The organism is Leucobacter sp. USCH14, from assembly GCF_037619215.1.
Lineage (GTDB): Bacteria > Actinomycetota > Actinomycetes > Actinomycetales > Microbacteriaceae > Leucobacter.
Genome location: NZ_JAQPZP010000002.1, coordinates 58,319 through 71,408, shown reverse-complemented (window position 1 = coordinate 71,408; position 13,090 = coordinate 58,319). Strand labels below are relative to the sequence as shown.

At 69.7% G+C, this 13,090-nt stretch carries 13 protein-coding genes; 7 read left to right on the top strand and 6 right to left on the bottom strand.

What is annotated here, in order from left to right; translation table 11 throughout:
• Positions 1 to 121 precede the first annotated feature (121 nt).
• Positions 122 to 1,168, bottom strand: coding sequence for a hemolysin family protein (locus PQI23_RS02610; RefSeq protein WP_339971280.1), 1,047 nt, complete (start codon positions 1,166 to 1,168; stop codon positions 122 to 124).
• The gene (locus PQI23_RS02605; RefSeq protein WP_339971278.1) at positions 1,165 to 2,583 is read right to left on the bottom strand and encodes a hemolysin family protein; all 1,419 of its coding nucleotides are present in this window, start codon (positions 2,581 to 2,583) and stop codon (positions 1,165 to 1,167) included. The genes PQI23_RS02610 and PQI23_RS02605 overlap by 4 nt, the downstream gene beginning before the upstream one ends.
• A 206-nt stretch (positions 2,584 to 2,789) precedes the next feature.
• Here PQI23_RS02605 and PQI23_RS02600 point away from each other — a divergent pair, with 206 nt between their 5' ends.
• Complete coding sequence (locus PQI23_RS02600) at positions 2,790 to 3,440, top strand: flavodoxin family protein (RefSeq protein WP_339971276.1); 651 nt, start codon at positions 2,790 to 2,792, stop codon at positions 3,438 to 3,440.
• Positions 3,441 to 3,483: 43 nt separating this feature from the next.
• On the opposite strand, the gene PQI23_RS02595 is transcribed toward PQI23_RS02600, so the two are convergent.
• Positions 3,484 to 4,188, bottom strand: a complete 705-nt coding sequence (locus tag PQI23_RS02595) for a GntR family transcriptional regulator (protein ID WP_339971274.1) — start codon at positions 4,186 to 4,188, stop codon at positions 3,484 to 3,486.
• A 66-nt stretch (positions 4,189 to 4,254) separates the two neighbouring features.
• Here PQI23_RS02595 and PQI23_RS02590 point away from each other — a divergent pair, with 66 nt between their 5' ends.
• From PQI23_RS02590 to PQI23_RS02565, 6 genes are all read left to right on the top strand, one after another.
• Positions 4,255 to 5,028: a DsbA family protein gene (locus tag PQI23_RS02590; RefSeq protein ID WP_339971272.1), complete on the top strand. Its 774-nt coding sequence runs from the start codon at positions 4,255 to 4,257 to the stop codon at positions 5,026 to 5,028.
• Between the two features lie 3 nt (positions 5,029 to 5,031).
• Positions 5,032 to 5,868, top strand: coding sequence for a cytochrome c biogenesis CcdA family protein (locus tag PQI23_RS02585; RefSeq protein WP_339971270.1), 837 nt, complete (start codon positions 5,032 to 5,034; stop codon positions 5,866 to 5,868).
• A 272-nt stretch (positions 5,869 to 6,140) separates the two neighbouring features.
• Positions 6,141 to 7,517, top strand: coding sequence for an NAD-dependent succinate-semialdehyde dehydrogenase (locus tag PQI23_RS02580; RefSeq protein WP_339971268.1), 1,377 nt, complete (start codon positions 6,141 to 6,143; stop codon positions 7,515 to 7,517).
• 78 nt (positions 7,518 to 7,595) lie between these two features.
• The gene (locus PQI23_RS02575; RefSeq protein ID WP_339971266.1) at positions 7,596 to 8,072 is read left to right on the top strand and encodes a hypothetical protein; all 477 of its coding nucleotides are present in this window, start codon (positions 7,596 to 7,598) and stop codon (positions 8,070 to 8,072) included.
• Positions 8,073 to 8,099: 27 nt separating this feature from the next.
• Positions 8,100 to 8,552: an alpha/beta fold hydrolase gene (locus tag PQI23_RS02570; RefSeq protein ID WP_339971264.1), complete on the top strand. Its 453-nt coding sequence runs from the start codon at positions 8,100 to 8,102 to the stop codon at positions 8,550 to 8,552.
• Complete coding sequence (locus tag PQI23_RS02565; protein WP_339971262.1) at positions 8,549 to 8,902, top strand: alpha/beta fold hydrolase; 354 nt, start codon at positions 8,549 to 8,551, stop codon at positions 8,900 to 8,902. Before PQI23_RS02570 ends, PQI23_RS02565 begins: the two co-directional genes overlap by 4 nt.
• On the opposite strand, the gene PQI23_RS02560 is transcribed toward PQI23_RS02565, so the two are convergent.
• Genes PQI23_RS02560 through PQI23_RS02550 form a run of 3 tightly spaced genes read right to left on the bottom strand, consistent with a single transcriptional unit; the run spans position 8,869 to position 12,986 of the window.
• Positions 8,869 to 10,986 (bottom strand): iron ABC transporter permease, encoded by a 2,118-nt coding sequence (locus PQI23_RS02560; protein WP_339971260.1) that lies wholly within the window; start codon positions 10,984 to 10,986, stop codon positions 8,869 to 8,871. The genes PQI23_RS02565 and PQI23_RS02560 overlap by 34 nt on opposite strands.
• Positions 10,987 to 11,002: 16 nt before the next feature.
• Positions 11,003 to 12,055 carry an iron-siderophore ABC transporter substrate-binding protein gene (locus tag PQI23_RS02555; protein WP_339971258.1) on the bottom strand — a complete coding sequence of 351 codons (1,053 nt, stop codon included), beginning with the start codon at positions 12,053 to 12,055 and terminating at the stop codon, positions 11,003 to 11,005.
• Positions 12,056 to 12,101: 46 nt separating this feature from the next.
• The gene (locus tag PQI23_RS02550; protein ID WP_339971256.1) at positions 12,102 to 12,986 is read right to left on the bottom strand and encodes an ABC transporter ATP-binding protein; all 885 of its coding nucleotides are present in this window, start codon (positions 12,984 to 12,986) and stop codon (positions 12,102 to 12,104) included.
• Between the last annotated feature and the right edge of the window lie 104 nt (positions 12,987 to 13,090).

Below are 13,090 nucleotides of genomic sequence, written 5' to 3'. Positions count from 1 at the left end.
AGTCGGAGAGCAGGGCGCGAAAGCGCGTTTCGGGCTCCGTCGTCATCAGAGGAGAGCCGGAAACGCGCTTTCGTCGCAGAAGGCCCCGGGATCCTGACGGATCGCGGGGCCTTCGCGCGGCTTACAGGGCGTGCGCGGTGTCTTCCACCTCACCCACGAGCTCCTCGACGATGTCCTCGAGGAACAGCACGCCGGTGAAGCCTCCCGTTCCAGAGCTCACGCGAGCGATGTGCGCCCCGCGCTCCCGCAGCAGCTCGAGCGCCTCCTCGACCTCGGCATCGGAAGCGACCGTCGGCAGTTCGCGCGCGCGATCCGCCGGGATGGGGGCGTTGATCTCCGACGCCGCAGAGAGGTCGAGGATGTCCTTCAGGTGGAGGTAGCGCTCGGGCGTGCCATCGGCCGAGTGCAGCACGTACCGCGAGTAGCCGTGCTCGGAGACCGCCTGCTGCACCTGTCGCGGGGTCGCGTCGAGGGGCAGGCGCACGAGCGAGTCGAGCGGCACCTCGACGTCGGAGACGTGCTTCTCGGTGAACTCGAACGCGGCCGAGATGGTGCCGCTCGTGTCCTCCAGCGTTCCCTCGCGGGTCGACTGCTCGACGATGCTCGCGACCTGGTCGATCGTGAACGCCGTGTTCGCCTCGTCCCTCGGCTGCACGCCGCAGAGACGCAGGAAGCCGTTGGCGACCCAGTTGAGCGAGCGGATGAGGGGGCCGACGACCTTCGACACGAAGACCAGCGGCGGTGCGAGGAGGAGCGCCGCGCGATCCGGCACCGAGAACGCGAGATTCTTCGGCACCATCTCGCCGAACACGACGTGCAGGAACGTGACCAGCACGAGCGCGACGATGAACGCCGTGATCGATACCGCTTCAGCGGTGAGGCCCGTCCATGCGAGCAGCGGGATCTCGAGCAGGTGATGGATCGCGGGTTCCGACACGTTCAGGATGATGAGCGAGCAGACTGTGATGCCCAGCTGGCTCGTCGCGAGCATGAGGGTCGCGTGCTCCATCGCCCAGAGCGTGGTCTTGGCGGCCTTGCCGCCCGCGGCGGCGCGAGGCTCGATCTGCGATCGGCGCGCCGAGATGACGGCGAACTCGGCGCCGACGAAGAAGGCGTTGACCACCAGGAGGACGACGAGCCAGATCAGGCCGGGAAGGTACTCGTTCATCGTTCCACTCCCTGACGTCGGCCCTGCTGAGCGGTCGGCTGATCCTGATTCGCGGCCTGCCGGCCCTGCTCGAATGCGTCGATCACCTTGTTCCGCGTGTTGAAGGCGGGATCGTTCTCCCGGTCGGAGCTCGCATAGCGCAGGCGCGTGATGCGCGAGCCGTCGAACTCCTCGACGCGCAGCGTGCCGTGCGTCAGCTCGAGCTCCTCGCCGAGATCGGGGATGCGCTCCAGGGTGTCGAGCACGTACCCGGCGATCGTCTCGTACTCCTCGCTCTCCGGCACGCGAATCGCGAGACGGTCCCAGAGCTCATCGGGGCGAAGTGAGGCGGGGAAGAAGATCTCATCGCCGCTGACCACCACGTCTTCGGGGAGCGCGTCGTGCTCGTCGCGCACCTCGCCGAGCAGCTCCTCGACGAGGTCCTCCAGCGTGACGACACCCGCGGTGCCGCCGTGCTCGTCCACCACGACGGCCATCTGGTAGCTGCGCTGTCGCAGCACCTCGAGCAGCGATTCGACGCCGGCGGCCTCGGGCACGCGCACGGGCTCCGACATGATCTCGGAGACGGACGTGTATTCGCGGCGCTCGAAGTCGACTCCGTAGGCGGACTTCACGTGGACGATGCCCACGATGTCGTCGACGCTCTCATCGAAGATCGGGTAGCGGGAGTGGCCGGTCTCGACACTTCGCGCCACGACCTCGGAAGCCGTCGCGGTGCGCGGCAGCATCTCGGCTACGACGCGCGGTGTCATCACATCCTCCGCGGTGCGAGAGGAGAAGGAGAGTGTACGGTGCAGCATGGTCGCCTCGTCGTGATCGAGGGATCCCTCGAGCGCCGAGCGGCGCACGAGGAAGCTGAGCTCCTCAGCGGTGCGGGCCCCCGAGAGCTCCTCCTTCGGCTCGACGCCCATCGATCGGATCAGGCGGTTGGCCGTGCCGTTGAGCAGGGCGACCACGGGGCGGAAGATGAAGGTGAACGCGATCTGGAGCGGGATGACCGTCTTGGAGGTCGCGAGGGGAACCGCGAGGGCGAAGTTCTTCGGAATCAGCTCGCCGAAGATCATCGAGAACAGCGTCGCGAGCACGATCGCGACGACCGCGCCGACTCCTACGACGCCCGCCTCGGGGACGCCGACGCTCATCAGCGGTTCGCGCAGCAGCGAGCTGATCGCGGGCTCGAAGGTGTAGCCCGCGAGCAGCGTCGTCAGCGTGATGCCCAGCTGGGCCGCCGAGAGGTGCGTGGAGGTGATCTTCAGCGCCGAGATGGTCGGGCCCAGTCGGCGCTCCCCGCGCGTGCGGCGCTGTTCGAGTTCGGGCCGGTCCAGGTTCACCAGCGCGAACTCGGATGCCACGAAGACGCCCGTTCCGAGCGTCAGCAGGACCCCCGCGAGGAGGCCCCAGATTTCCCCTGTCATCGCTCACCCCCCATGCGGACCGAGAGGGTGAGCTTCGTACTATGACCGGGTCTGTCGTCCATGAGTACTGAAACTAGCGGTGCCAGCCGTGAAAGTGCCGAGACTTCCGCGGCATTCCACGCTCGGCGATCCTCACCCGCTAGCGCGAGCATGAAGAATGCGAAACCCCCTGATATCGCCCTCCGGCCGAGCCGTACGCTCGCACCATGTCAGGATATGAAACCACCTTTGATGCCCATGACGAAGCCCTGATCGCCGCGCCGCGGGCGCTGCTCATCAACTGCACGCTGAAGCCTTCGCCTCAGCCGTCGAGCGGCGACGTGCTCGGCGGGCAGGTGCTGCAGGCGCTCGAGGAGCACGGTGTGCAGGGATCGTCGATCCGCGCGGTCGACCACCGAATCCTCCCCGGCGTCGAGAACGACATGGGCGAGGGCGACGCGTGGCCCGAGATCCGGGAAGCGGTCATGCAGGCCGACGTTCTCGTCTTCGTCACCCCCACGTGGTTGGGCCAGCACTCGAGCGTGGCCCAGCGGGTGCTCGAACGGCTCGACGCCGAGATCTCCGCGACCGACGAATCGGGTCGCCCGACGCTCTTCGGCAAGGTGGCGATCCCGGTCGTCGTCGGCAATGAGGACGGCGCGCACCACATCTGCGGCATTCTCTCGCAGGCGCTCGGCGACACGGGCTTCACGATCCCCGCACAGTCGGCCGTCTACTGGAACGGCGCCGCCATGAGCGGCACCGATTACCGCGAGCTCGATAAGACTCCCGAAGCGGTCGCCACGACGATTCGCACCGCCGCCGCGAACGCGGCGCATCTCGCCGAGTTGCTGCGGGCAGAGCCTTACCCTGCGTGAACCGAGTCGCGCAAGACGCGAGACGCGTGTCGCGAGGCCCGTGCTACGGGTCGAGTCGGTAGGTCTCGTTCAGGTGGTGGCGCAGCAGCGCCTCGAAGCGGGCGAGTGCCGGTTCGGTCGGGTCCGCGTCTCCCCCCACCGCCTCGACCGGCGCTCCGACCGGTGCTCCCGCCGCGGCCAGGGCATCGAGCATCGCCGCATGCTCGGCGAGGATCTCGTCGCTGCGATCGAACAGCCGCTGCCCGTAGCTGAAGAGCAAGAAGCGCTGGCGATCCGCCAATCGATCGTAGAGCTCGGTGAGCACCGCGTTGCGTGCCGCGATGACGAATGAGCGATGGAAGTCGATGCTCAGTTCGACGAACCCGGGCAAGTCTCGCGCCTCGAGAGTCTCCCGCTGCTCCGCGAGCTGCTCGCGCAACGACTCGGCCGTGCGGCGGCGCAGCGTCGAGCACGCTGAGCGCACGGCCCCCGATTCGAGCAGGACCTTCGACTGGGCCAGGTCGGCGACCGCCTGCGCGCTCACCTCGCGCACGAGGGCACCGCGCTTCGGGAAGATGGTCAGCCATCCCTCATCCTGCAGACGGATCAGGGCCGCTCGGACGGGAGTGCGGCTCACGCCCACCGAATCGGCGATGGCGGATTCGCTGAGCATGCTGCCACCCGTGTGGGCGCCCGTGAGGATGCCGTCGAGGATGGCGCGGTACGCGCGGGAGGCGGCGGAGTCGGAATCGATGGGAGCATCGGGCATGCCTCCATTCTCCGCCCTCCCAGACCCGACTCAGGCGCGCAGGGATACATCTTGTATCCTAGGCGCGTGTCGCAGCAATCATCGAAGTCTCGAACGTCCGATCGCCGGCTGAAATCCTGGCTGTTCCTCGCGGCCGCGGTGATCGTCTTCCTCGGCGTCGTGATCTTCGCGCAAGCGTCGATGAACGCGGGAGGCAGCTCTTTCGGCGCGGCCGCCAAGCAGGGCGAGGCGGCAGCCGGCGCCGGCGATGAGGGGCCGGATGACGCATCGGCCCCAACTGGCTTCGACACGCGCGATCCCGGTGACCCCATGGCGATCGGAGACGTCGATGCGCCCGTGGTGCTCGTCGAGTGGACCGACATGCGCTGCCCCTACTGCGCAGTCTTCAACCAGGAGACGCTGCCGACCCTCGTCGAGGAGTACGTCGAGACCGGCGAGGTGCGCATCGAAGTGCGCGATGTCGCGTTCTTCGGGGAGGCCTCGGAGACGGCATCGGTCGCAGCCCGGGCCGCCGGCGAACAGGGCAAGTTCATGGAATACCTGGATGCCGTGTACGCCGCGGCACCCCCGGAGGGGCACCCCGATCTGCCCGTCGGTCAGCTGATCGGATTCGCGAAGGAGGTCGGAGTGCCCGACATCGCGAAGTTCAAGGCGGATCTCGAGGACCCGGCGCTGCGGGCAGCGGTGCAGCAGAGCACGTCGACCGCGCAGCAGCTCGGCGTCACCGGAGTTCCGTTCTTCGCGGTCGGCACCGACGCGCTCTCCGGTGCGCAGCCGATCGATGCCTTTCGGAAGTTCCTCGACACCGCGATCGAAGCGGCGCCCGACTCGGCCGCCTGAACCGTGGAGCTCGGTCTGCTCGGAGCGTTCCTCGGCGGAGTGCTCACCCTGCTGAGCCCCTGCTCCGTGATGCTGCTCCCCGCGTTCTTCTCATACGCCTTCACCTCGCCCGGCGCGATGCTGGCGCGCACGGGAGTCTTCTACCTCGGTCTGATCACGACGCTCGTCCCGCTCGGCGTGCTCGCCGGCACCCTGGGCGCGTTCGTGAACGCCAACCGCGAGGGGTTGGTGCTCGTCGCCTCGATCGTCATCATCCTGCTCGGTGCGATGCTGCTGCTGGGCATCCCGCTGCCGTTCATGCGCGGGCGGGAGGGCGGCGGCGGCACGACCGCGCTCTCCGTCTACGCGCTCGGCACGGTGTACGGAATCGCCGGGGTCTGCGCCGGGCCGGTGCTCGGCGCCGTGCTCACGATGGCAGCGGTCTCGGGCAACGCGCTGCTCGGCGGCGTGACGCTGCTGGCGTTCGCCGCGGGCATGGCGCTGCCGCTCGTCGTGCTGAGCCTGATGTGGACGCGGCTGCCGTTCGTTCGCCGCATCGTCCGGCCGCGCGAGGTGCGCATCGGGCCGTGGCGCAACACGTGGACCGGCATCGTCGGCGGCGTGCTCACCATCGGCATCGGCGTTTTCATGCTGGTCACCCACGGCACCACGACCCTGGGCGGCGTACTCGGCGCTTCCGATCAGATGCGCCTCGAGGGGTGGGTGCTGGAGCACTCGCGAGCCGTGCCCGACCTCGTCGTCGTCGGCATCGCGCTCGCGCTCGCGGCTATCGCGTTGTGGTGGTCGCGTCGTCGCGCGCGGCGAGACGCGCAGCGCGCTGAGCCCGGATCGCCACGTTGATGCGCTTCGCGTAAAGCGCGGTGACGATGGCGGCGATCACGCCGGGGAGAGTCATGACCAGGATGAGAATGGCTTGGGGTTCCATGTCTCCCAGCGTAGAAGACGGTGCAAGGGCCGGCATCCGCCGCGGGAATGAGACGCATCCGCCGCGGGGTGGAGAACGCGAGTCTCTGCCGCAGCTGCTTTCCGCTCGGTACAGTGGTGTCCGGATCGGCATGACTCATGCCGCTCCTGGCGCGTCGACGCGCCGCCTAACTGGAGGAACGATATTCATGTCCAAGTACCGGGTGCAGAATCCTGCCACGGGTGAGGTTCTCGAGACGTTCGAGGCCGCCACCGATGCGCAGATCGAGGAGGCGCTCACGAGCGCCGACGCCGTATACCGGGAATGGCGGGAGCGGAGCGTGCAGGAGCGCGCCGCTGTCGTCAAGCGAGTCGCCGAGCTGTTTCTGGAGCGGAAGGACGAGCTCGCTCGCCTGATCGCGCTCGAGATGGGCAAGTCGATCGCCGAGTCGATCGACGAGGTCGAGTTCGCCGCCCAGATCATCGAGTACTACGCGGTGCACGGCCCGAGCCTGATCACGGATTACGAGATCCCGAGCACCATTCCGGGGAAGGCGTACATCGAGCACCGCCCCGTGGGCGCCCTGCTCGGCGTGATGCCGTGGAACTTCCCGTACTACCAGGTGGCCCGCTTCGCGGCCCCGAACCTCGTGCTCGGCAACACGATCCTGCTGAAGCACGCCGACGTCTGCGGCCGTTCGGCGCTGACCATCCAGGAGATCATGGAGAAGGCCGGCGTTCCCGTCGGCGGCTACCAGAACGTGTTCGCGTCGCACGACCAGATCGCGACCATCATCGCCGACGCGCGCGTGCAGGGCGTCTCGCTCACGGGCTCGGAGCGGGCCGGAGCCATCATCGGTGCGCAGGCCGGGTCGCACCTGAAGAAGGCCGTGCTCGAGCTCGGCGGCATCGATGCGATGGTCGTGCTCGACTCCGATGACGTGGCCGACGTCGCGAAGCAGGCGTGGGACTTCCGCGTCTACAACGCGGGCCAGGTCTGCAACTCGAACAAGCGCCTCATCGTGATGGACGACATCTACGACGAGTTCGTCGCCGAGCTGGTGAAACTCGCCGAGGGCCTGGAGCCTGGTGACCAGCTCGACCTTCAGGAGGGCCAGTACGTGCCGCTCTCCTCGCGTGCTGCAGCGGAGACCGTCGACGCTCAGGTGCAGAAGGCCGTTTCGGAGGGCGCGAAGCTGCTCGCGGGCGGTGTGCTCTCGGAGGGGCCCGCGGCGTACTACTCGCCCGCCGTGCTCGTCGACGTGCCGCGCGACTCCGAGTCGTACGGCGAGGAGATCTTCGGACCGGTCGCGACGGTCTACCGGGTGTCGAGCGACGAGGAGGCCCTGGAGCTCGCGAACGACTGCGCCCTCGGTCTCGGCGGCTCGGTGTTCTCGACCGACGAGGCGCGTGCGGCGCGGGTCGCCTCGCGTCTCGAGACCGGCATGAGCCACGTGAACATCATTGCCGCGGAGTCTGCCGAGATTCCGTTCGGCGGAGTGAAGCGTTCGGGCTTCGGTCGCGAGATGGGGCCGATCGGCATCGGCGAGTTCGCGAACAAGCGCCTCTACTTCGTCGCGAAGTAGGCGTACTCCACTGAGAAGCGGGCCGCGGGGTGACTCACTCCGCGGCCCGCTCGCATCTGCCGGGTGCAGACTGGTCCCATGCGCATCCGCACCGAGTTCGAAGCCGATTGCCCGCCCGACGTCGCCTGGCGCGCACTGCACGACCCGAGCGTCGCAGCGGAGCTGTACGCCCCGATCCTCGTCATGCAGCCCGAGCGCGCATTCCCCGAGACCCTGACGACCGGCACGGAGATGCGAGCGCGGCTTCGCGGCCTCGGCGTGCTGCCCGTCGGCGTGCAGCTGATCCGGATCACCGATGTCGCCGCCCCCTCGGGTGCCGACTGGCCTCGCACGATGCGCGACCATGGGGAGCCGCTGTCGGGCCCGCTGGCTCTGCTCGACACCTGGCGGCACGAGATCACGATCTCACGATCTCGGGCCTCGGATCATCGCGCCGTCTGGACCGACGAGCTGCGCATCGGCGGAGCCTTCGCGCCCCTGTTCCGGCCCGCTCTCGCCGTGATGTGGCGCTGGCGAGGTCGCAAGCTGCGTCGCCTCGCCAGGAACTGGCGGTAGCCCGCGATGACGCGACGCAGAAGCTCCGTGAGCATCGGCGGCATCGAACTGCACGAACAGGTGTCGGGGTCGGGCGAACCCGTCGTGGTGCTGCACGGCGGGTTCTGCTCGCTCGAGTCGCTCGCGCCGATCGCGGGCGCGCTCGCCGCAGACCATCGCGTCTACGCGTACGAGCGGCCGGGGCACGGTCGGTCGCCCGATATCCCCGGCGAGTACACGTACGAGCGCGGCCTCGACGATGCGATCGCGTACCTCGACGCCCACGGTCTCGCCGACGCGCACGTGGTCGGGTACAGTGATGGTGCGATCATCGGTCTGCTCCTCGCGATGCGGCACCCCGAGCGCGTGCGCACGGTGACCGCGATCAGTGCGAATCTCGATCCATCCGCCTACGACCGCGACCCCGAGGTGAACGGGCCGATCCTGCCCCGCTGCCGCGACCTGCTGCGGCAGAGCTCACGAGAGCGCAGGATCGCGTGAGCCCTGAGCGCCTCGCCTACGAGCGCCTGTCACCCGACGGCCCCGCGCACGCCGATGTCGTGTGGGAGAAGTGCGTGCGGCTGTGGACGACCGAGCCGCACATCGACCCGGGGGATCTCGCGAGCGCGACTGCGCCGACGCTCGTGCTCGCGGGCGACCGCGACACCGTGCGACCGATGCATTCGCTGCACATCGCTTCGGCACTACCGAACGCGCGGCTGGGCATCGTGCCGGGAACCACCCACGGACTCATCGACGAGAAGCCGGAGCTCGTGACGGCGCTGATCCTCGACTTCCTCGCGGAGGCCGCGGGCACTCACGCCGAGCGGCGCAGCAGCCACACGAAGTAGGGCGCGCCGATGAGCGCGAGCATGAGCCCGGCGGGCAGCTGCGCCGGCGAGATGAGCGTGCGCCCGAGCGTGTCGGCCACGCAGACGAGCAGCCCGCCGAGCAGCATCGACACCGGGATGATGCGCGTGTGCCGGGCTCCGACGATGGCGCGCGCGAGGTGCGGCGCGACGAGGCCGACGAACCCGATGACGCCGACTGCGACCACGCTGACCGCCGCGAGTGCGGCCGCGATGGCGAGGAGCGAGAAGCGCGTCTTCTCCAGACCGACGCCGAGAATGCGGGGCGTGTCCTCGTCGATTGCGAGGAGGTCGAGGTGGCGGCGCAGCCCGATGAGGATCGGCAGGGCGACGACCAGCGCGATCGTCACCGGCAGCACGTCGCCGAGCGAGCGCCCGTAGGTCGTTCCGGAGAGCCAGGTGAGGATGCGCGGGGCGTTCCAGGGGTCGGCGCGCAGCAGCAGGAATGTCGTGAGCGCGGTCAGGCCGTAGCCGCAGCCGATGCCGATGAGCACGAAGCGATCGGGCAGCATCCCACCGCGCCAGGAGAGCAGGGCGATGAGCGCGAAGGTCGCGAGCCCGAACACGACGGCGAGCGTGATGAGCAACGGCCGCCCGCCGCCGCTGGTGACGGCGATGACCGCACCGAGGCCGGCGCCGGCGGTGATGCCGAGCAGACCCGGTTCGGCGAGCGGGTTGCGCACGGTCGACTGCACGACGCAGCCGGAGAGTGCGAGGGCGGCCCCCGCCAGGAGCGCTGCTGCGACGCGCGGCACGCGCTCGTCGATGGCGCGGGCGACGAGGTCGGGTGCGAGCCCCTGCGCCCAGAGGGCCAGATCGCCGGTGCGGAGCCAGAGACTGCCCGCGAGCAGGCCCACGACGGCGGCGACGACCAGGAGTACGCCGGCTGCAGCGACGACGATGCCGAGCCGCCTTCGGGAGCGTCCCGGCGCTTTCGCCTGGGGCGGGTTGCGCACGCTCCCGGCGTCGCGCATGCGGAGCGCGAGCACCACGATGACGACTGCGCCGAGCAGTGCGGTCGGAATGCCGGTGGGCACCGAGGTTGCGCCCTCCGCGCCGAGGATGGCGCGGAGGCCCGCATCCGCGAGCAGGATGAGGAGCGCGCCGAGCAGCCCCGAAACCGGAATGAGCAGGAGATGCCGGCCGACGGGTCGCACTCTGGCTGCGATGAGCCGGGCGAGCACGGGCGCCCCGAGGCCGACGAACGCGATCGGGCCCGCGAGCATCACCGCGGTGCTCGTGAGCAGCACGGCGCAGACCACCGCGATGAGCCGGGTCGCCCGGATCGGCACCCCCACCGCCGAGGCGGTGTCATCGCCCAGCCCGAGTACGTCGAGGCGACGGGCGAGGAGCAGTGCCACCACGAGGATGACGACGATGAGCGGAGCCGCTCTGACGGACGCGTCGATGTTGAGCTGCGCGAGCGAGCCGCTGCCCCAGGCGAAGAGGCCGGTGGTGTTCTCCTTGAACAGGATCAGCAGCATCGCCGTGCCGGCGTCGAGGGCCATCGCGAGGGCAGAGCCGGCCAGGATCAGCCGGGTCGTTCCCGTGCCTGCGGTGCTGCCGGCGAGGGCCAGCACGAGCGCGGCCGCCGCCATCCCGCCGATGAATGCGACGCCTCCCGAGGCCCACAGGGGGAGGGAGAGGCCGAACGCCGCGACCGCGGAGAGCGCGAAGTACGAGCCCGCGGTCACGGCGAGGGTGTCGGGTGAGGCGAGCTGGTTGCGGGTGATCGACTGCAGCAGCGCACCGGCTGCCCCGAGCGCCACGCCGACGGCGACGCCGGCCGCGAGGCGGGGGAGGCGGGAGCCGGTGAGCACGTCGCCCACGGGCACGCCGTTCACGGTCTCCCGAGCACCGCCGGCGTAGCGGATCAGGTCCCAGACACCCACGCCCGAGGTGCCCTGCGTGATGTGCCAGGCTCCGACGGCCACGACGCCGAGGAGCAGCGCGGCGAGCACCGCGATTCCGCTGGCGCTTCCGCGCAGGCCGAGGTCCCGGGCGGCGAGGCTCGAGGCTCCCGTGCCGCGCGCCGCCGCGGTCGCCGGAGCGGTGCTCGCCGTCATCGCGATCCTGCGCCCGTTACTTTTGGAGGATCACGTCGACGAAGGCGTCGACGGCCTGCTCGCCCGAAAGCGGCCCGCCCGCGCCCCAGACGCCCGCGGGGAACGCCTGCGCACGTCCCTCTTCGACGGCGGGGAGCGACCTCCAGATCGCGCTCTGCTCGAGCTCGTCGGCCCACTCGCCCTCCTTCGAGTAGAAGAGGTTCGCGTCGCCGACCGCCGTCAGGCCCTCGAGGTCGGTCTGCGCGAGGCCGTAGGCGGGATCGACGCCGCCGCTGCCGTACGCCTCGTTGACGTCGTCATTCCACGCCGGGGTGAGGCCGAGCTCCTCGCCGAACGCGGTGAAGAGCGCGCCCTCGCCGTACGGGCGGATCACGAGGTTGCTGCCCTCGATCCAGCCGTCGAAGAAGACGAAGTCGGTCGTGGGCAGATCGGCGTCCGCAACTTCGGCCTTCGCGTCGGCGAGGTGCTGGTCGAAGTCGGCGAGCACCTGATCGGCGCGCTCCGTGCGGCCCGTCGCCTCGGCGATGAGCGAGAACACGTTCTTCATGTTGCCGATCGGGTCGGAGGCATCGGCGCCGACCGTGACGAGCACCGGCACATCGCTCTCCTTCTCGAGCGTCTGCACGATGTCGGCATCGGCCTCGAACGCCTCGACGATGATGAGGTCGGGGTCCGCTCCGTAGAGCGCATCGAGATCGGGCTCGCCGCGCGTGCCGAGGTCGATGACGTCCTGCGGGAGCGTTTCAGCGCTCACCCACGTGGAGTATCCCTCGGGGTCGGAGACCGCGACGGGCGCGACGCAGAGGGTCATCGCGTCCTCCGCCTGCTGCCACTCGAGTACGGCCACGCGTTCGGCGGGCGCATCGAGCTTCACCGTGCGGCCGACGCCGTCGGTGAGCTCGACCGGGCCGGTCGCCGTGGTCGTCGTGTCGTTCTGGCACGCCTCGGACGTGGCCGGGGGTGCGTCGGCGCCGCCGGCGTCGACGGATGTCGTGCCGCAGCCCGCGGCGGTGAACGCCACGGCGGTGACGACCGCAGCTGCGGCTGCGGTGCGGAATGCGCGGATCATGAAGGTCCTCTCGGAAGGGTGCGGATTCGGGTGAGGCTGAGACGAGTTACGAGCGGAAGCCGCCGGTCGCGACCACCTGGCGGGCGATCCGCGGGGCGTGCCGACTGACGGGGTCGACGCGCACGCGACCGGTGCGCTCGTCGACCTCCACCTCGACGTCGATGCCGTAGACCTCGCTCACGTGCTCGGCGGTGAGCACCTCGGCGGGAGCGCCGGCTGCGCGAACGCGCCCCTGGTCCATGAGAATCAGATGGTCTGCGACGCGTGCGGCATGGTCGAGGTCGTGCAGCACGATGCCGACGGCCACGCCGGTCTCCTCGACGAGGTCGCGCACGAGGTCCAGCGTTTCGATCTGGTACCGCAGATCGAGATGGTTCGTGGGCTCGTCGAGCAGTACGGCCCCCGTCTGCTGCGCGACGCAGGCCGCCAGCCAGACGCGCTGCATCTCACCGCCCGACAGCTCGCCCACCGGGCGCGTCGCCATGTCGCTCACGCCGGTCGCGCCGAGTGCGTGCTCGATCGCCCGGCGGTCGGCCTCGGCGAGCCCGGCGAAGCGGCGACGATGCGGGTGGCGGCCGAAGGCGACGACCTCGCCGACGGTGAGACCCTGGGGCGCTGGGCGCGACTGCGAGAAGAGCGTGACCTCGTGCGCGAACTCACGGGCGGTGAGCATCGAGACGGGCCGCGGCTCCGAGCTTCCCGCACCCGTGATCGTGACCGCGCCGCTCGGCGACGGGTGGAGGCGCGCGAGCGCGCGCAGCAGCGTGGATTTGCCACTGCCGTTGGGGCCCACCAGCGCGGTCGCGCGACCCGGTTGCAGCGAGATCGACACGTCGTGCACGACGGAGTTCTTGCCGTACCCGAGATCGAGATGCTCCCCGCTCAGCGTGACGGGCACGCGCAAGGCGGGCGCGGGGGCGGCTGAGGGCATGGGGCGGATCCTGAATCGATCGAAGTGGATGAGGCGTTTCCGAGTCGGTCGCTTCGAGCAACTTAGGCCATCCTTGCTTACATCAGATTAGCGATGGCCGGGCG